The organism is Pedobacter fastidiosus (genome assembly GCF_014306625.1).
GTDB classification, from domain to species: Bacteria; Bacteroidota; Bacteroidia; order Sphingobacteriales; family Sphingobacteriaceae; genus Pedobacter; species Pedobacter fastidiosus.
This window is the reverse complement of the sequence record NZ_JACRYL010000007.1, coordinates 43,171-67,297: the sequence shown is the minus strand read 5'-3', so window position 1 is coordinate 67,297 and position 24,127 is coordinate 43,171. Positions and strand designations below refer to the sequence as shown.

Annotated in this window: 25 protein-coding genes; 19 read left to right on the top strand and 6 right to left on the bottom strand. The window is 35.3% G+C overall.

Annotation, left to right across the window (positions count from 1 at the left end):
- The first annotated feature begins 41 nt into the window (after positions 1-41).
- From H7U22_RS09205 to H7U22_RS09190, 4 genes are all read left to right on the top strand, one after another.
- Positions 42-1,331, top strand: coding sequence for a DUF3472 domain-containing protein (locus H7U22_RS09205; RefSeq protein ID WP_187071068.1), 1,290 nt, complete (start codon positions 42-44; stop codon positions 1,329-1,331).
- Positions 1,332-1,387: 56 nt separating this feature from the next.
- Complete coding sequence (locus H7U22_RS09200; RefSeq protein ID WP_187071067.1) at positions 1,388-1,585, top strand: YwbE family protein; 198 nt, start codon at positions 1,388-1,390, stop codon at positions 1,583-1,585.
- On the top strand, positions 1,585-2,118 hold the full coding sequence (locus H7U22_RS09195) for a hypothetical protein (RefSeq protein WP_187071066.1): 534 nt from the start codon (positions 1,585-1,587) through the stop codon (positions 2,116-2,118). The genes H7U22_RS09200 and H7U22_RS09195 overlap by 1 nt, the downstream gene beginning before the upstream one ends.
- Before the next feature lie 105 nt (positions 2,119-2,223).
- Positions 2,224-2,475, top strand: a complete 252-nt coding sequence (locus H7U22_RS09190; RefSeq protein WP_187071065.1) for a DUF4834 family protein — start codon at positions 2,224-2,226, stop codon at positions 2,473-2,475.
- A gap of 210 nt (positions 2,476-2,685) precedes the next feature.
- Here the strand turns inward: H7U22_RS09190 and H7U22_RS09185 are convergent, their stop codons facing one another.
- The 5 genes from H7U22_RS09185 to H7U22_RS09165 all read right to left on the bottom strand — a co-directional run bounded on the left by H7U22_RS09185 (position 2,686) and on the right by H7U22_RS09165 (position 6,629).
- Positions 2,686-3,138 (bottom strand): SRPBCC family protein, encoded by a 453-nt coding sequence (locus H7U22_RS09185; RefSeq protein ID WP_187071064.1) that lies wholly within the window; start codon positions 3,136-3,138, stop codon positions 2,686-2,688.
- Positions 3,139-3,141: 3 nt separating this feature from the next.
- Complete coding sequence (locus tag H7U22_RS09180) at positions 3,142-4,068, bottom strand: TIGR01777 family oxidoreductase (protein WP_187071063.1); 927 nt, start codon at positions 4,066-4,068, stop codon at positions 3,142-3,144.
- Positions 4,069-4,073: 5 nt separating this feature from the next.
- Positions 4,074-4,889: a DUF393 domain-containing protein gene (locus tag H7U22_RS09175; RefSeq protein ID WP_187071062.1), complete on the bottom strand. Its 816-nt coding sequence runs from the start codon at positions 4,887-4,889 to the stop codon at positions 4,074-4,076.
- A 100-nt stretch (positions 4,890-4,989) separates the two neighbouring features.
- Positions 4,990-5,496: a GbsR/MarR family transcriptional regulator gene (locus H7U22_RS09170; protein WP_187071061.1), complete on the bottom strand. Its 507-nt coding sequence runs from the start codon at positions 5,494-5,496 to the stop codon at positions 4,990-4,992.
- A 50-nt stretch (positions 5,497-5,546) separates the two neighbouring features.
- Positions 5,547-6,629 carry an alginate lyase family protein gene (locus H7U22_RS09165; protein ID WP_187071060.1) on the bottom strand — a complete coding sequence of 361 codons (1,083 nt, stop codon included), beginning with the start codon at positions 6,627-6,629 and terminating at the stop codon, positions 5,547-5,549.
- 130 nt (positions 6,630-6,759) lie between these two features.
- Here H7U22_RS09165 and H7U22_RS09160 point away from each other — a divergent pair, with 130 nt between their 5' ends.
- From H7U22_RS09160 to H7U22_RS09110, 11 genes are all read left to right on the top strand, one after another.
- Positions 6,760-9,255, top strand: coding sequence for a YfhO family protein (locus H7U22_RS09160; protein WP_187071059.1), 2,496 nt, complete (start codon positions 6,760-6,762; stop codon positions 9,253-9,255).
- A gap of 351 nt (positions 9,256-9,606) precedes the next feature.
- Complete coding sequence (locus tag H7U22_RS09155) at positions 9,607-10,458, top strand: UDP-2,3-diacylglucosamine diphosphatase (RefSeq protein ID WP_187071058.1); 852 nt, start codon at positions 9,607-9,609, stop codon at positions 10,456-10,458.
- A gap of 23 nt (positions 10,459-10,481) precedes the next feature.
- Positions 10,482-11,471: a glycosyltransferase family protein gene (locus tag H7U22_RS09150; protein WP_187071057.1), complete on the top strand. Its 990-nt coding sequence runs from the start codon at positions 10,482-10,484 to the stop codon at positions 11,469-11,471.
- 447 nt (positions 11,472-11,918) lie between these two features.
- A complete protein-coding gene (locus H7U22_RS09145) occupies positions 11,919-12,899 on the top strand; it encodes a DUF6427 family protein (protein ID WP_187071056.1) in 981 nt (326 codons plus the stop codon).
- A gap of 136 nt (positions 12,900-13,035) precedes the next feature.
- Entirely contained in the window at positions 13,036-13,770 is a 735-nt protein-coding gene (locus H7U22_RS09140; RefSeq protein WP_187071055.1) for a type III pantothenate kinase, read from the top strand.
- A 1-nt stretch (position 13,771) separates the two neighbouring features.
- Positions 13,772-15,064, top strand: coding sequence for an outer membrane protein transport protein (locus tag H7U22_RS09135; RefSeq protein ID WP_248284709.1), 1,293 nt, complete (start codon positions 13,772-13,774; stop codon positions 15,062-15,064).
- Positions 15,064-15,639, top strand: coding sequence for a hypothetical protein (locus H7U22_RS09130; protein WP_187071053.1), 576 nt, complete (start codon positions 15,064-15,066; stop codon positions 15,637-15,639). Before H7U22_RS09135 ends, H7U22_RS09130 begins: the two co-directional genes overlap by 1 nt.
- Positions 15,640-15,861: 222 nt before the next feature.
- Complete coding sequence (locus H7U22_RS09125) at positions 15,862-17,946, top strand: peptidylprolyl isomerase (protein ID WP_187071052.1); 2,085 nt, start codon at positions 15,862-15,864, stop codon at positions 17,944-17,946.
- A gap of 67 nt (positions 17,947-18,013) precedes the next feature.
- Positions 18,014-18,529 carry a DUF2480 family protein gene (locus tag H7U22_RS09120; RefSeq protein ID WP_187071051.1) on the top strand — a complete coding sequence of 172 codons (516 nt, stop codon included), beginning with the start codon at positions 18,014-18,016 and terminating at the stop codon, positions 18,527-18,529.
- Between the two features lie 99 nt (positions 18,530-18,628).
- Positions 18,629-19,402: a DUF3108 domain-containing protein gene (locus tag H7U22_RS09115; RefSeq protein ID WP_187071050.1), complete on the top strand. Its 774-nt coding sequence runs from the start codon at positions 18,629-18,631 to the stop codon at positions 19,400-19,402.
- 3 nt (positions 19,403-19,405) lie between these two features.
- Positions 19,406-19,969, top strand: a complete 564-nt coding sequence (locus tag H7U22_RS09110) for a DUF3109 family protein (protein WP_187071225.1) — start codon at positions 19,406-19,408, stop codon at positions 19,967-19,969.
- 126 nt (positions 19,970-20,095) lie between these two features.
- Here the strand turns inward: H7U22_RS09110 and H7U22_RS09105 are convergent, their stop codons facing one another.
- Positions 20,096-20,743, bottom strand: coding sequence for a LexA family transcriptional regulator (locus H7U22_RS09105; protein ID WP_187071049.1), 648 nt, complete (start codon positions 20,741-20,743; stop codon positions 20,096-20,098).
- Between the two features lie 108 nt (positions 20,744-20,851).
- On the opposite strand from H7U22_RS09105, the gene H7U22_RS09100 reads away from it, so the two are divergent.
- The 4 genes from H7U22_RS09100 to rfbD all read left to right on the top strand — a co-directional run bounded on the left by H7U22_RS09100 (position 20,852) and on the right by rfbD (position 24,104).
- Complete coding sequence (locus H7U22_RS09100; protein WP_187071048.1) at positions 20,852-21,523, top strand: hypothetical protein; 672 nt, start codon at positions 20,852-20,854, stop codon at positions 21,521-21,523.
- 132 nt (positions 21,524-21,655) lie between these two features.
- On the top strand, positions 21,656-22,705 hold the full coding sequence (gene rfbB, locus H7U22_RS09095; protein WP_187071047.1) for a dTDP-glucose 4,6-dehydratase: 1,050 nt from the start codon (positions 21,656-21,658) through the stop codon (positions 22,703-22,705).
- A 2-nt stretch (positions 22,706-22,707) separates the two neighbouring features.
- A complete protein-coding gene (gene rfbC / locus H7U22_RS09090) occupies positions 22,708-23,247 on the top strand; it encodes a dTDP-4-dehydrorhamnose 3,5-epimerase (protein ID WP_187071046.1) in 540 nt (179 codons plus the stop codon).
- Positions 23,247-24,104 (top strand): dTDP-4-dehydrorhamnose reductase, encoded by an 858-nt coding sequence (rfbD, locus tag H7U22_RS09085; RefSeq protein ID WP_187071045.1) that lies wholly within the window; start codon positions 23,247-23,249, stop codon positions 24,102-24,104. The genes rfbC and rfbD overlap by 1 nt, the downstream gene beginning before the upstream one ends.
- Positions 24,105-24,127 lie beyond the last annotated feature (23 nt).

Sequence of the window (24,127 nt, the reverse complement as noted above, 5' to 3'; positions counted from 1 at the left end):
AGATATCAATTCGGATTGTTCTCAAACCTAACTATTAACAGATGAAACCCTTAAAAAACCTTTTCTTCATTCTATTACTTTTCGGCTTTACATCTTTCGCCCAAAAGCCCGAATCTATTTCATTACCCCTTGCAGGCAATGCTTACAGCTCTTTGCATGTTGATGGAGGCAGAACAATCACCAATAAAGGCATTGCCAATTGGAACAACCCAAAAGAATTTTTTACAGCTTATTTCAGAGTTTCTAAAGCGGGAACGGTTATAATTTCTATAGGAGATAAACCAGTTATTAATGGAAGCTCTACACTGGAATTTACCATCAATAATCAATCAAAGAAAATCACATTTGATCAAGCTAAAGCATTCGACGGCAAAATAGGCGAGTGGAAAATTAAAGATACGGGTTACGTTGCCTTAAAAATAACGGGCATCAGCAAAACTCAAAATCTATATCCATCTTTTTCTACTTTGAACATTTCTGGAAGTGTTTTGGATGGTAAAGTTGCGTATGTGAAAAATAACGATGGCAACTTTTTCCATTGGGGAAGGAGGGGCCCATCGGTCCATCTGAATTATCTTCAGCCAGAAAATTTAAATGCAGAATGGTATTATAATGAGGCTACTGTTCCTGTTGGACAAGATATTTTGGGCTCGTATTTTATGGCAAATGGTTTTGGAGAAGGTTATTTCGGGATGCAGGTAAACAGCCCGACAGAGCGCCACATTCTATTTTCGGTATGGAGCCCTTTTAGTACCGATGATCCTAAAAGTATTCCAGAATCTCACAAAATTAAAATGCTTAAAAAGGGAGAAAATGTACACACGGGAGAATTTGGAAATGAAGGTTCTGGCGGGCAGAGTTATTTAAATTACATTTGGAAGGCTGGCAATACCTATAAATTTTTACTTCACGGAGTACCTGAAAAAGACAGCACAACAACTTATACAGCTTACTTTTTTGCTCCAGAAATTGGCAAATGGCAATTAATTGCAAGCTTTAAAAGACCTCTAACCCAAACGTATTTAAAAAGATTTCATTCCTTTTTAGAAAATTTTGTTCCAGAGCAAGGCGATAAATCGAGAACCGTTCTTTTTAACAACCAATGGATTTGTGATGATAAAGGAACATGGACAGAGTTAAAATCAGCCAGATTTACAACAGACAATACTGGTGCTAAAGGTTATCGGATGGACTATGGTGGCGGAATTGAGAAAGGATCATTTTATTTAAAGAATGGTGGCTTTTTTAATAATTTTACTGCACCAAAAAGTATTTTGAACAGAACATCAACCGGAAAAAAACCTGAAATAGATTTTAGTAAATTGCCATAGATATTCAAAATAATTATGGAATTTTGGTGCTTTCATCATCAATATTATACAGCACAATGGACGGGCGAAACAGAAAAGACATTTATCCAGGATTAGAAGTCGGAATTATTTTGAAGAAAGATCAAAGATCAGGCAACATCACTTACGGAGTGGTTAAAGATCTACTTACTTCATCCGCATTTCATTCTAGAGGAATAAAGGTTAGGCTCGAAGATGGTCCGGTAGGCCGTGTTGCTGAAATAACCGAAGATTGATGAAACTTATACCCCTATTATTTTTGTTTTTTATTTTGGCTGGAAATGCATCAGCGCAAATATCCGATGCCTTCAATCGTGATTTAGAAAAGAATCGAGTTATAAAACCTGAAAAATCCATCAGAATTTGTGGACCATCAAGAGCTGGGATAATAGCAAATTCTCCTTTGTATGTTGTTAACGACATTGAGGATTTTAATCTCATTGGTTTTTCAGCCATTGATCCAAAGGATATAGAATCCATGAATGTTTTTAAGTATGCAGAGGTAAAAGACAAATATGGAGATAAGGCCAAAAATGGAGTAATTGCAATTAAGCTAAAGAAAAATGTTAAGCTTCTCACTTTAGATAAGCTATTAGGTAAACTCAAAAAAAGAGATCGCAATTTGCCTATCTACATAAATAGTGAAAAATTAATAAATCGTGATGGAATATATCTTTCACAAGCTAAAATCGAAAGCGTAAAAGTGGCAGAAAAATCGTCAGATAAAATTAAGGAAGAACGTTACATTAACATTTTATTAAAACCATAAGGCTTGGCTATACGTTAGTTATTTGTAATTAAATTGCAATTAAAGATTAAAAAAGTAACAAAATAAAATTACCTACGTCTATATTTGTAGTAACATTAAATTAATATGCCACTAATTAAATTCATTTTCATAACCATATTGGTGCTTTGGTTGCTCAGACTTTTAATCCGTTTGATTCTTCCAATGCTCTTCAATAACCTGGCAAGCAAAATGCAACAGCAGGCAACTGGTCAGCAACAGCAACAAAGAAGGTCAAAACCTGAAGGTTCTATTTCGATAGATTATATGCCTCCAAAACCCGATCAAGGTAAAACAGATAAACTCGGCGACTTTGTAGATTACGAAGAAGTTAAATAAAAATTTAAACCCCGAAATTGTTTCGGGGTTTTTTGTTTTACAGCTTTTCTGCAGACTTATCGTCATTTCGAACGAGCTTTTTGCGAGGGGGAATCTTTAAACGATTCGTTAACATATTATAAGGTTTTCTATTTCTAAGATCTCTCCATTCCGCTATGCTCCAGTCGAGAGGACGATGAGGCTCCAAAGAAATTTATACTGCTAAATTGTTTAGGGTTTTTCTGCTTCAAGTTTGATTACTTTATTTCTTTCAATGAGCAGTTTTTCCAAATAACGCTTCAGAAATAATCGCTCGGCTAGCCATCCTAAAATCCCCAGTGGAGCTTTGAATTCAAAAATATCTGTCATTTCTGTTTTTAATCCAACTGTTTTAAACTGATGTTTATGATGGAGTTTAAGGAATGGGCCTTTAATCATCTCATCAATAAACAGATTCGGTAATTCCATGACTGTAATTTTGTTGGTCATTCTGAAATAGATTCCAAAATGTTTCGCTTTCCAAGTAACAGATTCATTTAATTCTATTAAGCCTGATTGCCTTCCGTTTATCGCTTTCTCGTTAGAATTTCGCATAGATTGTACGTGAAGATCTATACTTCGAGCTAAATCAAAACATTTTTCAATAGGTGCATTAACGATTGTTTTGATAATTATGATTGACATTTTCTAAACCCTCAAACTCAAAATATCATTAATCGCTTCTTCACTTTTTCCATATTGAAATTTGAAACCACTATTTAATAAAACCGTAGGGATAACCCACCTACTTTTTAAAATTAGCTCGGTTTCTGTTCCGATTATTTTAGCGCCCATCTCCAAAAGCCAAGCGGGAGCAGGTAAACCAAATCCAATTCCATAAGCTTTTTTAATATTGTGCATTAAGGTCTTATTTTTAATTACATCTGGAGCAGTACAATTTACAATACCTTGAATCTCTTCATGATTAAGTAACCATTCTATACTATTCGCTACATCTTGCTCGTGCACCCAACTTACTTGTTGTTCGCCATTTCCCTGTTTGCCACCCATTCCTAACTTTACAAGCGTAAGCAACCGAGGAAAAGCGCCATCTGTTCTGCCCAGCACAATGCCCATTCTTAAAGCTATTTTTCTGGTTTTAGCCGTTTCACTTTCAAAAAAACATTTTTCCCACGCTTTGCAAACATCAATAGAAAATCCATACCCAATTTCTCCGGTTAATTCATCTTGTGATCCATCCTCCGCATGGCGATAAATGGTAGCTGAAGTAATATTAATCCAAAGTTTTGGTGGATTTTCTAAATCCTCAATCACTTTACCAAGTAAATGGGTAGGTAATATTCTTGAATTTATGATCTCGGTTTTATTTTTTTCAGTGTATCTACAATTTACGTTTTTGCCACATAAGTTTACGAGTAAGTCAGCACCATTTAGCGCTTCTTTCCAAGTGCTGATAGTTTTTCCATCCCAGATTAAAGTTTTAATGTTTCCTTTTTCGGCTTGAGGTTTTCGTGATAGAATAATTACTTCGTTTGCGAGCCCACTAAAATGCTTAGCTAAAATGCCACCCAAATATCCATTTCCTCCAGCAAAAATTATTTTTCCGTATTTCATGATTTCTACAAGCTTAAAATTAATTCCAAAATAATTAAACGATATACTATCCAAGTGATACTCATGATCCAGCCCAATTTTAAAAGCTTACTTCTGCGAATGTGTTCCAAAAGCATTAACCCAGCAACTGCTAAAAAGTAAAGTATAAAAAATAAAGGGGCAAGGTTAAAATGATTCGCAACAAATAGAGCTGGAATCAGCAATAATGAGCCGGCGAAAGAAATCGTCATCATGTTGCCTAGATAATCCCACAATTTATCTTTTCTGTAAAAACTGATTATAATTCCTTGAAAAATCATCTGTCCGCCACAAATAAAATATTCTCTATAATGGCTTCCGAGCGGGACAAAGTCAGTTAGTAGGTAAGCATATTTTGTTAAAATATAAGATGTAGCCAACCAGGTCAGCAATAAATAAGCAATGCGATAATGGATTTTAAAAGTGGGCTGTAAACTATTTCCTTTAATTTCTGCGGGAATAATCACCTTTCTATTATAAGATACGAAAGCGTAAACTTTACTCATTATCCAAACAAATGGCTCAAATGTAAATAGAGGTTTGAAAATAGGGATTGCATTGCTGATAATTTTAAATAAACTTTGAATGCCATAAGTTACTTCTCCAGTTTCAGTATTTACAAGAGCAATTTCATTAGCTGCTCTTTGTTGGTTTACCAATGGGCAAATTTCTGTAGGCATATTTTGGTAGGCCTCTCTGCCATTATTTGGTAACATTCCAACCTTAACAAATGCTTTGGTGTAAGCGTAACACATAGGACATTCATTATCAAACAAAATGACATGATGATTAAGCGTTTTCATATTATTTTAATTTTAAAACTTTCAGTAAAAAATGAAAGAATAGATTGAAAAATAAAGCCTTATAATAAAATAGGGCTTAAGTTGTTAACTGTCTTTGTTTCTATTTAAAAACTTTTAAAACGGAACTCCAAAACCAGTTCTCTTCCGCTTTTAACATGGTTTCTAAAGTTTTATCTACATTGTTCGCCAGTTTATTTATATCGTTAACCGATTTTTTAAAGGTTTTAAACTCAGGGTCTTTTTCATCACCTTCAACAGTAGAAAGCTCAGTCAGGATTTTAAGTACCGGTTCCAGCTCTCTTTTTTTGCGTTCTTTGGCAACCTGTCTAGCAATGTTCCAAACATCTTTATCAGCAAAGAAATATTCTTTACGCTCCCCAGCTTTATGTTGTTTTTCTATCAGTCCCCAGCCTATTAAATCGCGAAGCGTCATATTTGCATTCCCTCTAGAAATACTCAAATTCTCCATAATTTCTTCTGTGGTTAATGCCTCAGGAGAAATTAAAAGTAAAGCATGTACTTGAGCCATGGTTCTATTAATTCCCCATTCAGAGCCTAATTTCCCCCAAGCCTCAATAAATTTCAGTTTTGCTGCTGCTAATTCCATAAACAAATATAATGATTATTTTAAACTTTCAAAACTTATTGAAACTTTATTTATTTTGAAAGTTGAACACCATCAAGTACAGACTGCCAATTATTTGCTTTTTGATTAATTGATGAAAGAATATCAGCTTGAGACGGATCAAAATAAACGGAAAGCTTAAGCACCGGCAAAGCTAAAGTAGGTTTAAACATAGTACCGGGAGCAAAGCCAGGCTCATTGTTTTTGGCTCGATCTCGATCAAATTTAACTGTTGTATTTACATATTCTTCGTGTTGCTTTTCTCCTTTAACGTAAGGCAACAGCCAATTGACCGATTTTTTAATTGATGAGCCTTTGGGCGATTCGTAGCTGTAAAAATTAATTCCTTTTGCTCTATCAATTATGATTGCCAACCTCAGCATGGGCTCTAAATCATAAATATGATAATGCATGGCATCGCGTTGTTTAAAATCGATGCTTGTTCCGTCTGGATTCAGATTAACATTGATTTGTGTTTTGAAATTTTCAATTGCCCAATCGATGAATTTGGGATTATTTAAAGCATAACCAATTTCGCCAACAATTTTTAATCGATGCGAATTCCAGTTATTGGTGGCCGTTCCGCGTCCGGCAACCATTCTTTTGCTGTTAATTTCTGCTAACGCGGTTGCGGATAGCCAGTTTTCTATAACTTTTTTGTCGCCTAATGAAATCTCAGATTTAATCAGATCATAAGCTTCGATTGCATTATCCAAATTTGTATCATCAATAGGATCACCATTTGGATGATTATTTTCTGACCAGGCTTTTAAAAATTCTACACATTTGTTTAAATATTTTTTATTCCCGCTCAAACGAAATTCGAGTGCCAAAGCGAACATTTTAGTCATGTCTCTCAAAGCGATCGATGTCTTTTCTTTTTTTGTATTTCCCTTTAACAAACCTTCAGTGCGGATGGTATCAATAGGATTTGGTTGCTCATCCAAATATTTTAAAGTTGATTTTTGGAAGCCTGTGTAAAGTTTATTGGTTTCGGCATCGTTCTTAATATTGGTTTTCAGCTTATTAATTTCTTGGGGATTTAAGCTTACAATCTGAGAAAATGAAGGAAGCGATAAGGTAGAAATAGCAATTGCGAATAGAAACTTTCTCATAATAAAACAGTTGAATAGGGAATCGTTTATACAAATCTAATTTTTTTATTACCGAAGCATTTAATTTATTCCTTTTTTATCCCGCTCAATTTTTTATTTTTGACGTTCGTTTAAACTTAAACAAACCTTAATGAATAACTGGTTTAATAAAAATGGCATTCATTTAGCCATCATTGCATTTTTTGTAGTCATTTGTTTTGCCTACTTCAGTCCTGTTTTACAGGGTAAAGCGCCGCAACAAGGCGATGTGTTGCAGGCAAAAGCCATGCAGAAAGAGATTATGGATATTAAAGCGACCGGACAAAAAGGCCCACTTTGGACCAATCAAATGTTCGGCGGTATGCCAGCCTATCAAATTTGGGTGCAGTATCCATTAAACATCACTACTTATGGTATCGATGTAATTAAAGGTGTTTTTCCTGATCCGGTAGGTACAGTTCTACTATATCTTTTGGGTGCGTATTTGTTATTCTGTGTACTCAAAATTAATCCATGGCTTGCGGCTGCGGGTTCAATAGCTTTTGCATTTACATCATACAATTTTATAATTATTGCTGCGGGGCATAGTAATAAAGCGCTTGCAATTGGGTTTTTTGCACCTATTTTGGCAGGAATTATTCTCACTTTAAGAGGAAGATATTTGGTTGGTGCCAGTTTAACGGCATTGTTTATGGCTTTAGAAATCCGTTCTAACCATATCCAAATGACTTATTACTTATTTATTGCCTTATTTGTTTTTGCTTGCATAGAACTCTATCATGCTTACAAGGCAAAGCAGTTACAAGCATTTGGTAAAGCAGCAGCTTATGTAATTGCTGGTTTGTTTTTGGCAGTTTTGGTAAACGCAGGTACCCTTTGGACCACTTACGAATATGGTAAAGAAACCATCCGTGGCAAATCTAATTTAACTACAGATAAAGCTGAACCTGCTACCGGTTTAGATAAGGCTTATGCTTACCAATGGAGCCAAGGTGTTGGCGAAAGTTTTACTTTCCTAATCCCCAATTTATATGGTGGCGCTACCAGTATTGATGAATTGGTTAAACCAGAAAGTAATACTTATAAAGCTGTTGAAAAAAATCTTGCCGGTGTAGATCCTCGTCAGGTTATTGGTTATGTTGCTCAAAACTTGGGTGCACAACAATATTGGGGAGATAAACCCGGAACTTCTGGCCCCTATTATTTTGGAGCCATTATCTGTTTACTTTTTGTATTCGGTTTATTCATTGTAAAACACCGTTGGAAATGGTGGATTTTAGGAACAAGTATTTTATTGTTGTTCCTTTCATTCGGATCTAACTTCCCATATATTTCAGATATTTTCTTTAATTACCTCCCGGGATATAATAAATTTAGAGCAGTAGAATCTATTCTTGCCGTTGTAGGTTTATTGGTTCCTTTTTTAGCTATTCTTGCCATTCAAGAAGCACAGGATGGTAAGTACGATCAAAAATATCTTGTGCAACGTTTAACCTGGTCTGCAGCAATTACTGGTGGTTTTGCTTTAGTTATAGCGATCATTCCTACTGCATTTTTCAGTTTTACAACTTCGAATCAAGCACAAATGGTCGATGCGTTAACTCAAACTTTGCAGAATAATAGAGGTGCGGCAGAGCAGATTAGCAATGCTTTAATTTCTGATCGGGTTGCTTTGGCTCGTGCAGATGCATTGCGTACATTGTTATTCTTGGCGATTGGTTTTGGAATTACTTGGGCTTTTATCACCAAAAAATTGGGTATGCAATTGGCCTTTGGTTTATTGGTTTTTGCAATTTTAATCGATATGTGGCAAGTTGACCGCCGTTATTTAAGCAACCAAAACTTCGTTAATAAATCTGAACTTGAGAATCATTACCAGCCAAGAGATGTAGATAACTTCATTTCTGCAGATAAAGATCCAAATTTTAGAGTTTTCGATTTATCGCTGGGCGATCCTTTTAAAAGTGCAGAAACCTCTTACTTCCATAAAACAGTGGGCGGTTTCCATTCAGCTAGATTAAAACGTTTTCAAGAACTGGTCGATAATCAATTAACAAAAAGCATCAATCAAGATGTTTTGGATATGTTGAATACAAAATACATCATTACTCAAGATCAGCAAAACGGATCTTACAAAATGCAACGTAATGCAACAGCATGTGGTAACGCATGGTTTGTTCAAAGTGTTCAGTTTGCTAAAAATTCTGATGAGGAAATGAAAGCAATTAGCAGTTTCGATGCTAAAAAGGAGGCAATTGTAGATGAGAGCTTTAAAAGCTTAATCGATACGAAACGCCTTGGTACAGGTGTAGAAGGTTTTATTAAATTAACAAACTATAATCCTGACCACTTAACGTATGAATATTCTACAGCAAAAGATGCCATTGCAATTTTCTCTGAGATTTACTACAATAAGGGCTGGAAAATGTATATTGATGGCGTAGAAAAACCATATTTCAGAGCTGATTATGTTCTACGTGCTGCTCAACTTGAAGCAGGAAATCACAAGCTTGAATTTATTTTCCACCCAACTTCATACTATGCAGGTGAGAAAATTTCATTAGTCGGTTCAATTTTACTATTGGCTGGTTTAGGCTTCGGTTTTTATTCTGAAAATAAGAAGAAGAAAAAATCGGTTAAAGCTTAATTCTAAATAAATTAATTTTAAAGGCCCGAGTTTTAAATAACTTGGGCCTTTTTTTGTTTGAATTCTGTACGCAATGTCACCAAATACTTCGTTTTAACATCTTTTACCTATTGTGACAAAAATTTAACAACTACTTAACAATCAGGTAATTTAATTGGCTCTATCTTTGTTAAAACTTACGGATATGCTACAATCTTTCTTTGCCATCTGTTTATTAGTTATTGTTCTATATTTCTTTAGCCCATTCGATTTAACAGTCGATGAGGAAGAGGATATTTAGTTCAGATTCTATATTTCTAAACTGCTTCACTCAAGCGGTATCAAATTCTCTCCCCCCTAAAATTATTGGTTATGGATAAAAGAAATGTTGATGTAGTCGTAATTTCCGATGTGCATTTGGGTACCTATGGATGCCACGCTAAAGAGCTTTTAAAATATTTAAAGAGCATCAAACCCAAAAGGCTCATACTAAATGGCGATATTATTGATATTTGGCAGTTTAGCAAAAGCTATTGGCCAGAATCTCACATGAAGGTGATCCGAAAACTGATGAAGTTTGTTTCAGAGGGTGTAGAAGTTCATTATCTAACGGGAAACCATGATGAAATGTTGAGAAAATTCGATGGCATGGAAATGGGCTCCTTTCATCTTCAAAATAAGCTGATTTTAGAACTTGATGGTAAAAAGGCCTGGTTTTTCCATGGAGATGTTTTCGATGTAACCATGCAACATTCCAAATGGTTGGCCAAGTTGGGAGCAGTGGGTTACGATACCTTAATTCTTATAAATAGTTTTGTAAACTGGGTTTTAAAAGCTGTTGGGAAGGAAAAAATGAGTTTCTCCAAAAAAATCAAAGCCAAATTTAAGGATGCGGTTAAGTTCATAAACAGTTTTGAACAAACCGCGGCAGAATTAGCCATAGAAAAGGGCTATCAATATGTTGTGTGTGGGCATATTCATCAAGCAGAAAAAAGAGAAATTATTTCTGAAGTGGGAAAAGTTACCTATTTAAACAGTGGCGATTGGGTTGAAAGTTTAACAGCTTTGGAATATAATGATGAAAATTGGGAGGTTTTTAAATATGATCAGAAGGATTTTGTAAAGGATGAAGTTGATGATGGAATTTTATCTGATGCGGAAGATTTAAAAAGTAAACTGGATATAAATTTACTTTTACAAAATATTAAATATGAAATTGCCTAATAATTTTAGATATTCGGGCATAAATGAAGATACTTTACGCAATACAGGGCACAGGCAATGGGCACGTAAGCAGAGCAAGGGAAATAATTCCTTTACTGCAGAAATACGGCGAACTCGATATTTTAATTAGCGGAACGCAGGCAGATGTTAAATTAAGTCAGCCGATAAAATATCAATTGCATGGTTTCAGTTTTATCTTTGGTAAAAAGGGTGGGGTAGATCATTTTAAAACCTGGTTAAGCATGAATCTTTTCCGTTTCAGAAAAGATATGAAACAACTCCCGCTTAAAGAATACGATTTAATTGTAAATGATTTTGAGCCTGTAAGTGCTTGGGCATGCAAACTCCAAGGCATTCCCTGTGTTTCGTTGAGCCATCAGGCCGCATTTAAATCCAAGAAAGTTCCTCGCCCAAAAACCATCGATTGGGGAAAGGTAATTTTAAGTCATTATGCACCAACAACCTACCACATCGGTTTCCACTTTGATCGCTACGATAGTTTTATTCATACGCCAGTAATTCGCAGTGAAATTCGCCAAATGGAAAGTAAAAATTTGGGGCATTACACCGTTTATCTTCCAGCGATAGATGATAAACGATTGGTGAAAATACTTTCTCAGGTTCCTAATGTTCAATGGCAGGTTTTTTCTAAACATAATAAGGAAAGCTATAAAGAAGCCAATGTTTTGGTAGAGCCTGTAAATAATGAAAAGTTTAATTTAAGCTTATCAACTTGCGCAGGTTTATTTACTGGCGGTGGCTTTGAAGGTCCTGCAGAAGCACTTTTTTTGGGTAAAAAGTTATTGGTTGCACCAATGCGTTTCCAATTTGAGCAACAATGTAATGCTTATGCGTTAAAGCAGTTTGGCTTACCTGTAATTTGGGGAAGCAATAAAAAATGGATTCCGATTATTAAGGATTGGGTTGAAAAACCGCAAACTCATACTTTCAATTTTCCTGATGAAACTGCACAGATTATTGATGATATGGTAAAGAAGTACGCTAGGAAGTAAGCCATTTCAAATAAAATTCTGATCCTAATGCCTTGCCAAATCTTCCTGTAATGTTTTAAGCTTGTAACCGCTTTAAGGATTACAAATCCTTAGCTCTAAAGACGGGATTATAAATCCCGACTAGCGAGTATTAAGCCATTTCAAATAAAATTCTGATCCTAATGTCTTGCCAAATCTTCCTGTACTGTTTTAAGCTTGTAATCGCTTTTAAGGATTACAAATCCTTAGTTCCAAAATCCCGACTAGCGAGTATAAATACGCTAGGAAGCCTTAATCTATAAGCTTTTTTAATTGTTGGTCGAGATTTATTCCAGAGGAACTCTTATGGAGCAATCTCGTCCTATTGAACCGCGGACTTTAAATCTGCAAATAATAAAAGTTTGGCGTTTCTGCTTTCCTCATACTCTTAAATTATTTTCTTTACTTTTGTCCACTCTATCAATAGGAATGATTAATCAGTTTAGAAAGTTAAATCCAGTTAACCTCATTTTGTTGCTTGCCTATGCATTCTTTATGCGTGCAGTAATATTTTATCGGGTTCCAGATCATTTGAACTTCGATTTCTTAGAGCCTTTTGCCAGACCGTTAATCAACATAGATTTCTCAAATGCTTTTACGCCAATAACCAATATTTTCATTGCAACAGTACTGGTCTATATTCAGGCCTTAATCTTCAATAGGGTAATTAACAACCATAATCTTTTGGCCAAACCAAGCTTTTTGCCGGGATTAATGTACATCGCAGGGACAAGTTTGTTTTTAGATTTCATGGTTTTAAGTCCAGCTTTAATTAGTAATTTCTTGCTGATCTGGGTAATCGATAAGTTTTTAAAACTGGCTAAGAGCGCAAACTCCATCACCACTGTTTTTGATATCGGAATGATTATCGCCCTGGGCACATTAATCTATTTTCCCTTCATGGCGACGTTATTGATGATTTTTCTCGCATTGCTATTATTTCGTTCTTTTAATTGGAGAGAGTGGATTGCCGGCTTAATTGGATTTATCACCGTATTCTTTTTTGTAGCTGTTTATTATTATTGGAACAATAATTTGGGTTCGTTTTATCAAATCTGGAAACCCTTGGGCAATAAATTTCCTTCGGTATTCAAAATAAATTATAACGATTATCTGGTTTTAATTCCTGTGGCTATCATCATCATCTTGGCATCATTACAGCTGAGAGAGAATTTTTTTAGAAGCTTTATCAGTACCAGAAAGGGCTTTCAAATGTTATTCTTTATGTTTTTGGTTGCAGGAGCGAGTTTTTATCTTAAACCGAACTTCAGTATTTGGCATTTTTTACTTTGCGTACCACCTGGTGCTGTACTTTTGGCCTACTATTTTAGCAATGCAAAAAAGCGGTGGTTTTACGAAACGCTGTTTCTTTTGTTTGTGCTTTCGGTGCAGTATTTTCTGTTTGTTTAACCTTTTTTAACAAAATACTAGAACGAAACTTGCTAAAGATTAATAGCTTTGTGCCATGAAGTTTGGGTTAATGGCTTTTTCGAAAGATTTGCAATTGATTTTAATGAGTTTTTTATTACCAAAAATAAGATGTTAAATGAATAGATTAAGCATCGATATTGGCAATTCTTCTACTAAACTTGCAGTGTTTGCAGGTTCTGAAATGGTACATCATCAACGTTTGGAAACCATTGATGTTAATGATTTAGCTCAACTTGTCGAAGCATTTTCGCCACAGAAATCTATCATTAGTACCGTAAAACAAGAAGTAGATCTGCTAGAAAACTTCTTAAAACAACATACAACTTATACCCGATTTTCGACGTTATTGACAAAAGGGATACAGAATAAATATAAAACCCCCGCTACTTTAGGATTAGATAGATGGGCGGCAGTTTTGGGCGCAAATTCACTGTTTCCAAATTCGGCCAGTTTAGTTATTGATGCGGGCACTTGCATAACTTACGATTTATTAACCAGCAATGGCGAATATTTCGGTGGAAGTATTAGCCCGGGGATTGCGATGCGATTTAAAGCTGTTCATCAATTTACCGGTCGGTTGCCGATGGTAGATTGGGATGCTGAAGCAGAAATTCCTGATGGAACAGATACCCAAAATGCAATAAAAAATGGGGTTTTGCAGGGAATAATAAATGAAATTGAAGGCTTTATTGCCTTAAATAATAAGAAAGAAAGCACTTTAAAGGTGATAATTACCGGCGGTGATGCTAATTTTTTGTATAAGCAATTACAAAACAGCATCTTTGCGCCTCAAATTAGTAAAGATCCCTATCTAGTATTAAAAGGATTAAATGAAGCTATTGCAGATTAAAATGTACAAAAGAATAAATTATATTACAGCCATACTCGTTCTTGTTTGTGGTTTAAGTGTTCAGGCACAGGTTACCACGTCATCACCTTATTCTAGATATGGATTTGGAAATATCAAAGGTTCGTTATTGCCTCAACTTAGAGCAATGGGTGGTATTTCTACTGCAGTAAACAAAGTTTCGGGCTTTAATTACATCAATATGCAAAACCCAGCATCTTACGCAGGGATCAATTTAACCACCATTGATATTGGTATGAGCGCAAGTTTAAGTAGCTTATCAAAAGGAAGTACAACCGAAAGTAACTTCAACTCTACGTTTAGTCATTTGGCTTTTGCAGCGCCGGTAACCAGAAGATCAGCATTAAGTTTTGGGATTTTACCTTACTCGGATCTTGGTTATAGCTACAGAAACAGTGTAAAGGTTGATACGATGTCTGTAGATCAGATTTACCAAGGTGAAGGTGGTTTATCAAAAGCTTATTTGGGTTACGGATACCGCTTCGGCGATCATTTAAGAATTGGTGGTAACTTAGAATACATTTTTGGAAATCTACAAACTACCCGTTCTACAGAATATGTTGGCGCAGGAACAATTAACTCAAGATTGCAAAATAAAAATAGTGTAGGTGGTTTAAATTACTCTTATGGTGTTCAATACGACATCAATGTTGGCCCTAAAACACTTTTAACTCTAGGTTATTCTGGTAGTTCATCAGGTAAAATCAGTTCATCACAATCGTTCTTTGCTACACAATATTCTTATGATGCAAGTGGTAATGAAAATACTGCGATTGATACGTTAAGTGCAGTTGATAATGGAAAATCAAATTTGAAACTTCCATTAACGCATAACTTTGGTATCGCAATTCAACAGAATGATAAATGGATGATCGGTGCTGATTTTAGAATGAGCAAATGGTCGGCGGTGAGCATTAACAATGTAAACCAGGGCTTGCAAGATAGTTGGGGTGCTTCAATCGGCGGTCAATGGACTCCAGATTATTCATCATACAACAGCTACATGAAACGTGTTGATTACCGTTTAGGTTTCAATTACGATAAAACTTTTATACAGATCGCGAATCAGGATATTAAACAAATGGGTGCTTCCTTAGGTTTTGGTTTCCCATTGCCTTCTGCCAATGCTGGTTCTGCATTTTATAAAATTAACTTTACAACAGAAGTTGGTCAGAGGGGAACACTCAACAACAACTTGGTTAAAGAACAATACATCAATTTCCATTTAGGTTTTACCTTAAACGATACCTGGTTCCGTAAGTATAAAGTAGATTAATGAAACTGAGCGCATTTATATATGTTGCATTTTTGGGCTTGTCTTTATTTTTGACATCCTGTGGAGATGACGACCTAAAAAATGCAAACTCAGTAGCGACAGGGAAGATTACACTCTCCCGCGATACTACAAAAGGTTTTGAGGTTATTTACAGTGATTCTGCTCGGGTTAAAGCTCGTGGAAATGCACCAATACTCGTTAAAATTACGCCATCAACTGGTGGTATGGAGCAGGAAATGCCGAATGGTGTAAAAATCGATTTCTTTAATGCTCAAAACGGGACTATTGATGGTACCTTAATTTCTGATTATGCGATAAGGAAAGATCAAGAGCTTAAAACAACTTTTAGGAAGAACGTAATCGTTAAAAACAATAAGGGCGATACATTTTCATCAGAGGAACTGATTTGGGATGAAGCCAAAAAGCTTTTTTATTCTACGGTAAAAGTTAGAGTGCAAAGTGTAGATGGAAATATTGTTGAAGGCATTAATTTCGAAGCACCTCAAGATTTTAGCACTTACAAAATTAGTAACGGCAACGGACAGGTTAATTTAAAAGATAATATTGCGCCTTAGAGTGTACTAAATAATTGAGTGATTCAATTAGAGCAGGATAGAATTTGCCATTTTTGAGCATCATTCAATCCATTATTCATCCTAATAATCACCCATTTTTTACAAGAGCTATTTGCTTAAAAATTAAACACTTGATAAATAAAATTTTGTGTTTTCTTTTTTGAGTCAAATTTGTATCTTGCGCCCTCTTAAAAAAAACTAAATAAATTTATAAAGTACAATATGGGATTAATGACATTTTTGCGTAATCGTGCTGGCTATATACTAGTCTTCGCAATCGGTTTTGCAATTGTTGCATTTTTAGTAGGTGATGCAATTAACGTGGGTAAACCTTTTTGGGCAGCAAACCAAAAAACAGTAGGTTCGGTTGATGGGAAAGATATCAGCATTGATGAGTTCGGACCAAAGGTAGATCAGAATTTAAATCAATTTAAACAACAATATGGCGGTAGTGCAAATGCACAGATGACTGCGATGGCTGTAGACCAAGCTTGGAATGCAGAGTTAGCAGGTGTATTGTTAAATAAAGAATATGAGCGTTTAGGCTTAACAGTTTCTGATGATGAATTATTGGATTTATTGCAAGGACAAAATCCTAGCCCATTAATTAAGCAATATTTTTCTAATCCTCAAACTGGCCAGGTAGATCGCGTTGCGCTAATGAACTTCTTAAAATCTAAGGAACCTCAAGCGGTAAGCCAATCTAACTTATTACAACAAGAGATTAAAAACCAAAGCTTACAGCAAAAGTATTCTAACTTAATCCGTAACTCGGTTTATGTAACTTCATTAGAAGCAACAGATGAATATAATAACCGCAACAAACTGGCGAACTTTAAATATGTAAGTTTAGATTATACATCTATTCCTGATGCTTCGGTTAAATTGAGCGATGCTGACTATTCGGAATATTACGATCAAAACAAAGCACGGTTTAACAATCCACAAGAAACTCGCTCATTTGATTATGTAACGTTTAGCATTAGCCCAACAGCTGCAGATTCATTGGCGGTAAAAACTCAGGTTGATAAAATTGCAGAAAATTTTAAAGTGGCTCCAAATGATTCACTTTTCGCAGCGATTAATTCTGATGTTAAAATTCCTTTCACTTATTTAACAAAAGGAAAATTGGATCCAGCAATAGATTCAGCAGTTTTTGCTTTACCGGCTGGCAGTTTTTACGGACCTAAATTAACTGGAACTTCTTATAAATTAGTTAAGGTTATTGATACACGTTTCTCTCCAGATTCTGTAAAAGCAAGTCATATATTAATTGATCCAGCTAAGGTTGGTGGCGAAGATAAAGCCGTAAAACTCGCAGATTCATTAAAGAGCTTAATTTTAAAAGGCGGTAACTTTGCAGAACTAGCTAAGAACTACAGTATTGATGGGTCTAAAGATAAGGGTGGCGAGCTAGGTACATTTGCTCGTGGCGCTATGGTTCCAGAATTTGAAAATGCTGCCTTCGATGGTAAAGCAGGAGATATTAGAGTGGTTAAATCTCAATTTGGGATTCATGTAATTAAAATCGAAAAGCAAATTGGTTCTTCAAAAGTGGCTAAGATAGCGTATGTAGAGAAAGCTTTAGGTGCAAGTAGTAAAACGCAAGCGGCGGCTTATAAAGCAGCTAGCAATTTCTTAAACGATGTTAAAGGAAAAGATTTTAGCAAATACGCACAAGAGAAAGGCTTAAAAGTTTCAGTTGCAGATAAAATTGCTCCAACTCAAGGCTTTGCGGCTGGGTTAGATAATCCTCGTAAATTAATTCAAGATGCTTATGCTGCAGATAAAGGTGATGTTTTACCTGAAATCTACACCATGACAAACTCATACGTTATTGCGCATGTAACTGAGGTTAGACCAAAGGGTACCTTGCCATTAGAAGCAGTTAAGAAAGAAATTGAACCAATGGTTCGCAATGCGGTTAAAGCTAAAATGTTGAAAGAGAAATTCGATAAAGCTGGAAAAGCAAGTCTAGATCAAATTGCATCTAAAGTTGGCCGTCCAGTTAATCCAGTTCAAAATATTGTTTTTGCTAATCCAATTATCCCAGGAGTAGCGCAAGAAAATAAATTAGTTGGTAGCGTGTTCGGTTCTCAACCGGGTAAAGTTTCTGCTCCAGTTGATGGTGAACGTGGTGTTTACATATTCTCTGTAGATGGATTTACAAACCCAGCTCCAATTGCAAATATGTTTAAGCAGAAAGAAAGTATGTTGTTAAGTTTAGGTCAGCGCTCTTTAGGTGCAGCTTTCCAAGCTTTACAAGATAATGCTACGATAAAAGACAATCGCGTGAAATTCTATTAATTAGAAATTACGTAATTTTGTAACCGTCTAGACTTAAAGTCTGGACGGTTTTTTTTATTAATACGCTATGGAGATTCAAGAGAACATCATCAATAAGGTAGCAAGCAGTGGTTTAATCACTTTAAACCTAGAAGATTATTATGATCATGGAGAACGTGTGTTGTATGATATTAAGGATAATCTTTTCCATGGACTAATGTTAAGGGAAAAGGATTTTCGCGAGTTTATCAAAACTTATGATTGGTCTAAGTATCAAGATAAAAATGTAGCAATTATCTGTTCTGCGGATGCAATTGTGCCAACTTGGGCTTACATGCTTTTGGCGAATAGAATGAAGCCTTATGCAAAAGAGATTGTATTTGGTGGATTGGATACCTTAGAAGCGGTGATGTTTACAAAGGCCATATCCAAAATAGACCCAAATACTTATGCCAATGAAAGGGTGGTTGTAAAAGGATGTGGAGACATAGATATTCCAGTTTCTGCCTATGTAGAGATTACCAATCTTTTAACACCTGTTGTAAAAAGTATTATGTTTGGCGAGCCCTGCTCTACAGTTCCGGTTTACAAAAGAAAAGATTAGTGAAAATTGGTTTGCTTTTTGCATATCTTTCGTACTGATTATTGTGAATTAATCTTTTAGATGTTTACAGAGATCAACACAAATGAAAAACACAAGCAAATGAAAACACTATTTTTAATTCTGGCTATTGCTTTAGGTGCGATGCCAGTTTTTTCGCAGGAGTTGCCACTGAAGAAGGAGCCCGTATTTCAGGATGGGGAGGTTTTAGGTTACAAGCTTCGCTATGGCTTTATCACCGCGGCAGAAGCAACCATAAAAGTGACCAATTCTGATTTGAAATTTGATAATAAACCAACGTATAAACTTACCGTAGATGCACAGACATCGGGTACGTTCGATGTTTTTTATAAAATTAGAGATCATTACGATTCTTATATTGATAAAACGGATTTGACGCCCTATTTCTATCAGGAAAATATTAGAGAGGCCAGTTATAAAAGACAAGACAAGGCAAGATTTAATCAGGATGGTAAGAAAGTAGTCTCTAACCGAGGAACTTTTACAACGCCCACCACTCAAACTTTCGATCTGGTTTCTGCATATTACTTTGCTAGAAGTTTAGATATTGCGAAGATCAAGATTGGTGATAAATTTAAACTGAACTATTTCTTAGGCGATGAAATTTCTGCTTTGGAAGTAGAATATGTTGGTAAGGAAACAGTTAAGTGCAAACTTGGGAACATTCGCTGTTTAAAATTTAGCCCATCTATAAAACCAGGTAGAATTTTTAAAAAAGATAGTCGCTTATATTTATGGGTAACGGATGATGGAAACAGGGTTCCCGTAAAAGCGCAAGTAGAAATTTTAGTAGGTGCTGTTACTATGGAGCTTAAATCTGCAGATGGTTTAAAATATGCTTTAGCAAAAGAATAAATGATGATAGAAGTTGAACAGGTGCTTGTGCACGAGGATGTTTTAAAAGAGAACTTTGTATGTAATTTAAGTAAGTGCAAAGGCATTTGCTGTGTTGAAGGAGATTCTGGTGCACCTTTAGATGTTGAAGAAACGGCAGTACTTGCAGAAATATATCCAAAAATTAAGCATTTGCTCAATGAGAAAGGAATCAAAGCAATTGAGGAACAAGGCGTTTATGTAACCGATTTGGACGGAGATTTAACAACGCCCTGTGTAGATGGAAATAAAGAATGTGCCTACGTTCTATTTGAAGGGGGGATTACTAAATGCGCCATTGAAAAAGCATATGAGCAGGGAATAGTGGAATGGCAAAAACCTATTTCATGCCATTTATACCCAATCAGGATTACTAAATATCCAGAATTTGAAGTATTGAATTACGACCGTTGGCACATATGCCACGATGCCTGTACTTTTGGTAGAGAACTGAAAGTACCTGTTTACAGTTTCTTGAAAACGCCGTTAATTCGCAAGTATGGAGCAGAATGGTATAAGGAACTGGAAGGCGCTGTAGAGGCCATGTAATATCTTGTTAGGATGCTTACAAATTTGGTCAAAAGGCCATCATCTATTCATTATCATGCCCTATACCACGGAGATATATAGGCACAACCATGACGCAGCATTGAGTAAATTAGCGCTAACTTTAGCTTAAATTAGGTTTCTAGTTATTTTGCCTTTTATAATATATAGGGATGAAATGCTATTTTTCTCTATAATGGTATCGCCCTTAAAATTTGGGTTGGAAGATCGAAGTATGAGTTTTGATTTATCTGCATGCTCATAAATCATTTTAATGCTCCGCATGTGATTTGATTTTTCATCCGCCATTACAACATAAGATTCTCCCCATTGCAGTACTTCGTAGTTAGTGACTTCCCTTACGGCAATAATTTCTCCTGATGCATATTTTGGGTACATACTATCGCCGTAAACAGGTAAGTAGGCAGTACAATCATTAAACGGCTTATAGTTTACAAAATAATCTGCTTGGTCTTCTTCTAGCAGTAGTGTATCGGTATCTGATAGGCTAATGTCAAAATAAGGTACACCCTCTTTGGTTTCTGAAATGATTGGTCCTTTTTTTAGAAAAGGTTCTCCTGTTCCTTCTTCCAGCCAAGTTATATTAACATTAAATTTTAAAAACAGCCGATCTTTTATTGCATTAGAAATCCCGATTCTTTCCCGTAAAATATCCGAAAGTGATCCTTGCTGGATATTTAAACTTTCTGCAAATTCTTTTTGAGTTTTAAAATTTAGTCTATCTATTAATAATTTTAGTCTTTGATTTTCAGTCATTTATAAATTTATATTTAAGTAAAGGGAATTATAATTCATTTTACTTATATCTAATGTGTATGTTTGTTTTAGCATCGAAAGATAGTTAAAATACTAAATTAATCCATTATGGAAGATTCTTCAAAGATAATTCAAGGCAATTTAATTATAGAGCAGGCTGAAGAACTTCCAGGCTTTGGAAATTTTGGCAAGAGATTGGATTATTTAGAACATTGGCTAAAAACCGAAAGAAGATTAAATGAAACCGAAATAAATGGATTTGAGAATAGTTGTCCGCTGCTGCTGAATGATGAACAACTTACTAACCCAAGAATTGTATTAGAAAATTTCTTCAATGGAAATGATTTGATCAGTGCTAAAGCAAAACTTAAATATTGGTTTAAGACTGCATTAACCGAAGAGCTCCGGTACGAAAATGGGAACGAATTGTTGTTTTTTCATAACCAGTTGATTCAATTATTTCATTCGGGGTACTTAATTGCTTTAAAGCAACATTCAATTGATGATGATTTTGACCAAGTTGATTTGCTAAACTCTGATGCCTTAATCTGTTGTTTGGATAAAGCGGAAAAGAGTAATCCATTGAAATACCTAAGTGTAACACTAACTTCCTCAAATTTGAGGGTAATAAGATTTGGGATGCAAGAGTGGCTTTATTCGGCATTAAGTAATCGAAGTAGTATAAGTCAGCTGGATAGTAAATTCATTTTTGAACAATATGAACTGTTGGAAAAATTATTGGAAGCTCTATTTTTAATTTCTAGCCGCGTTCTAAATTGATAACTTAGAATTAATAAAAATAGGTTAGACTTTGAAGCCCTAATTCGCATAAAGTTGTAGCCGTTTAGGGCTAATAAGTTGTTTATGTGTAATATCTATGTTATTTTAGCAGACTGAAAATCATTTTTAACTGTGAAAAAAATTCTAATTACCGGTGGAGCAGGTTTTATCGGTTCGCACGTAGTGCGCCGATTCGTTACCAACTATCCTCAATATGAGATTGTAAATCTTGATAAACTTACCTACGCTGGCAATCTGGCTAATTTAACCGATATTGAAAACAAGCCTAACTACCGGTTTGTAAAAGAAGATATTGCTGATGCAGAAGCGATGAACGAACTTTTCAAAGCAGAAAACTTTGATGCCGTAATTCATTTAGCAGCTGAAAGTCATGTAGATCGTTCAATTGCAGATCCAACAGCTTTTGTAATTACAAATGTAATTGGAACAGTAAATTTACTTAATGCTGCCCGCGAATATTGGAAAGGTGATTACGATAAAAAGAGATTTTATCATGTAAGTACTGATGAAGTTTACGGCGCATTAGGTGAAGAAGGTATGTTTACAGAAACTACGGCTTATGATCCTCATAGTCCATATTCCGCATCTAAAGCAAGTTCTGATCACTTTGTGAGAGCTTACCATGATACTTACGGAATGGATTGCGTAATTTCTAATTGCTCTAACAATTATGGTTCACATCATTTTCCTGAAAAATTAATTCCTTTAGCCATTAACAACATCAAAAATAACAAACCTGTACCGGTTTATGGTAAAGGTGAAAATGTTCGCGATTGGTTATGGGTAGAAGATCATGCTCGTGCAATCGACGTTATATTCCATAATTCAAAAACTGGCGATACCTATAATATCGGCGGTCATAACGAGTGGAAAAATATTGATTTAATCAATCTATTGTGCTCAATAATGGATCAGAAACTTGGTCGTGAGGCTGGAGAATCTGCCAAATTAATTACTTATGTAACGGATAGAGCTGGTCATGATTTGCGTTATGCAATTGACTCTACCAAACTTCAGAATCAATTGGATTGGGTTCCAAGTTTGCAATTTGAAGAAGGATTAGCCAAAACAGTGGATTGGTATCTTCAAAACGAAGACTGGTTAAACAATGTAACTTCGGGCAATTATCAATCTTATTACGATAAACAGTACAATCATTAGAAATGGAAATTGAGCAAACGGGATTAAAAGACTGTGTTATTATAAAGCCTAGAGTTTTTGAAGATCCAAGAGGATATTTCTTCGAAAGCTTTAATTTAAATACTTTTGAAGAAAAAACGGGGCAATCGGGAAGATTTGTTCAGGATAATCAATCTTTTTCATCATACGGTGTAATTAGAGGATTGCATGCACAGAGCGGTGAATTTGCACAGGCAAAATTGGTGCGGGTTTTAAAGGGGGAAGTTTTGGATGTTGCGGTCGATATTCGCCCCGGTTCTCCAACTTATGGAAAACACATTTCGGTTAAGCTAAGTGCTGAGAACAAACTTCAACTTTATGTGCCAAGAGGATTTTTACATGGCTTTTCTGTTTTAAGTGAAACAGCAGAATTTTTTTATAAATGTGATAATTTTTATAACAAAACATCAGAAGTTGGTGTAATGTATAATGACCAAGATTTAAATATCGATTGGTTAATCCCAGCAGGTAAAGAAGCCATTTCCGATAAAGATTTAATCTTAAATTCCTTTTCTTCATTATAATGAGCAAAATATTAGTAATTGGTGCTGGCGGACAATTAGGACAATGCCTAAAAACGGTAGCAGAGCGAAGAGGAATTAATGAGATTGTTTTTCCTACAGAACAGGAAGCGAATATTTTAAATCCCGATCTTTTAAATTCCTTATTGGAAAAAGAAAAACCTGCTTTTGTAATTAACTGCGCTGCTTATACGGCTGTAGATAAAGCTGAGGATGAAGTTGAATTGGCAAAGGCTGTTAATGAAATAGGTGCAGAAAATCTAGCAAAAGTATGTAAGGCAAATTCATCTACATTAATTCATGTTTCTACAGATTTCGTTTTTGAAGGAAATGAAGTTAAACTTTTAAAAGAAGATGATGTTGCCACACCTATAAATGTTTACGGGGTAACCAAATTAGATGGCGAAAAAGCAGTAGAGGCAATTTTGCCCGAACATATAATTATTCGCACAAGCTGGCTTTATTCTGAATATGCCAACAACTTTGTGAAAACGATGTTGAAGTTAGGCGCAGAGCGAGATGAATTGAATATTATTGCAGATCAAGTGGGTACGCCAACTTATGCAATTGATTTGGCAAATGCGATATTCGATATTATTGCTTCTGATAACAAAGCATACGGAATTTATCATTATAGCAATGAGGGCGTAACTTCGTGGTTCGATTTTGCAAAAGCGATATTCGATATCAGCGAAACCAAAGTTAAAACAAACCCAATTCCAGGATCTAAATATCCAACTAAAGCAATCAGACCAGCTTTTTCTGTTATGGATAAATTTAAAATTAAAGAAACCTTTAATTTAGAAATTCCTTACTGGAGAGACAGCCTTGTTGCGTGCATAGATAAATTGAAAGGCTAATTGATTTTAGACGATTTACCAAT

Coding starts and splice junctions, on each gene's coding strand:
- rfbC (WP_187071046.1), top strand. CDS start 22,708: ATGGAAATTGAGCAAACGGGATTAAAAGACTGTGTTATTATAAAGCCT.
- H7U22_RS09110 (WP_187071225.1), top strand. CDS start 19,406: ATGATAGAAGTTGAACAGGTGCTTGTGCACGAGGATGTTTTAAAAGAG.
- H7U22_RS09205 (WP_187071068.1), top strand. CDS start 42: ATGAAACCCTTAAAAAACCTTTTCTTCATTCTATTACTTTTCGGCTTT.
- H7U22_RS09175 (WP_187071062.1), bottom strand. CDS start 4,889: ATGAAAACGCTTAATCATCATGTCATTTTGTTTGATAATGAATGTCCT.
- H7U22_RS09200 (WP_187071067.1), top strand. CDS start 1,388: ATGGACGGGCGAAACAGAAAAGACATTTATCCAGGATTAGAAGTCGGA.
- H7U22_RS09180 (WP_187071063.1), bottom strand. CDS start 4,068: ATGAAATACGGAAAAATAATTTTTGCTGGAGGAAATGGATATTTGGGT.
- H7U22_RS09130 (WP_187071053.1), top strand. CDS start 15,064: ATGAAACTGAGCGCATTTATATATGTTGCATTTTTGGGCTTGTCTTTA.
- H7U22_RS09135 (WP_248284709.1), top strand. CDS start 13,772: ATGTACAAAAGAATAAATTATATTACAGCCATACTCGTTCTTGTTTGT.
- H7U22_RS09170 (WP_187071061.1), bottom strand. CDS start 5,496: ATGGAATTAGCAGCAGCAAAACTGAAATTTATTGAGGCTTGGGGGAAA.
- rfbD (WP_187071045.1), top strand. CDS start 23,247: ATGAGCAAAATATTAGTAATTGGTGCTGGCGGACAATTAGGACAATGC.
- H7U22_RS09145 (WP_187071056.1), top strand. CDS start 11,919: ATGATTAATCAGTTTAGAAAGTTAAATCCAGTTAACCTCATTTTGTTG.
- H7U22_RS09150 (WP_187071057.1), top strand. CDS start 10,482: ATGAAGATACTTTACGCAATACAGGGCACAGGCAATGGGCACGTAAGC.
- H7U22_RS09100 (WP_187071048.1), top strand. CDS start 20,852: ATGGAAGATTCTTCAAAGATAATTCAAGGCAATTTAATTATAGAGCAG.
- H7U22_RS09115 (WP_187071050.1), top strand. CDS start 18,629: ATGAAAACACTATTTTTAATTCTGGCTATTGCTTTAGGTGCGATGCCA.
- H7U22_RS09185 (WP_187071064.1), bottom strand. CDS start 3,138: ATGTCAATCATAATTATCAAAACAATCGTTAATGCACCTATTGAAAAA.
- H7U22_RS09160 (WP_187071059.1), top strand. CDS start 6,760: ATGAATAACTGGTTTAATAAAAATGGCATTCATTTAGCCATCATTGCA.
- H7U22_RS09190 (WP_187071065.1), top strand. CDS start 2,224: ATGCCACTAATTAAATTCATTTTCATAACCATATTGGTGCTTTGGTTG.
- H7U22_RS09155 (WP_187071058.1), top strand. CDS start 9,607: ATGGATAAAAGAAATGTTGATGTAGTCGTAATTTCCGATGTGCATTTG.
- H7U22_RS09165 (WP_187071060.1), bottom strand. CDS start 6,629: ATGAGAAAGTTTCTATTCGCAATTGCTATTTCTACCTTATCGCTTCCT.
- H7U22_RS09125 (WP_187071052.1), top strand. CDS start 15,862: ATGGGATTAATGACATTTTTGCGTAATCGTGCTGGCTATATACTAGTC.
- H7U22_RS09105 (WP_187071049.1), bottom strand. CDS start 20,743: ATGACTGAAAATCAAAGACTAAAATTATTAATAGATAGACTAAATTTT.
- H7U22_RS09140 (WP_187071055.1), top strand. CDS start 13,036: ATGAATAGATTAAGCATCGATATTGGCAATTCTTCTACTAAACTTGCA.
- H7U22_RS09120 (WP_187071051.1), top strand. CDS start 18,014: ATGGAGATTCAAGAGAACATCATCAATAAGGTAGCAAGCAGTGGTTTA.
- H7U22_RS09195 (WP_187071066.1), top strand. CDS start 1,585: ATGAAACTTATACCCCTATTATTTTTGTTTTTTATTTTGGCTGGAAAT.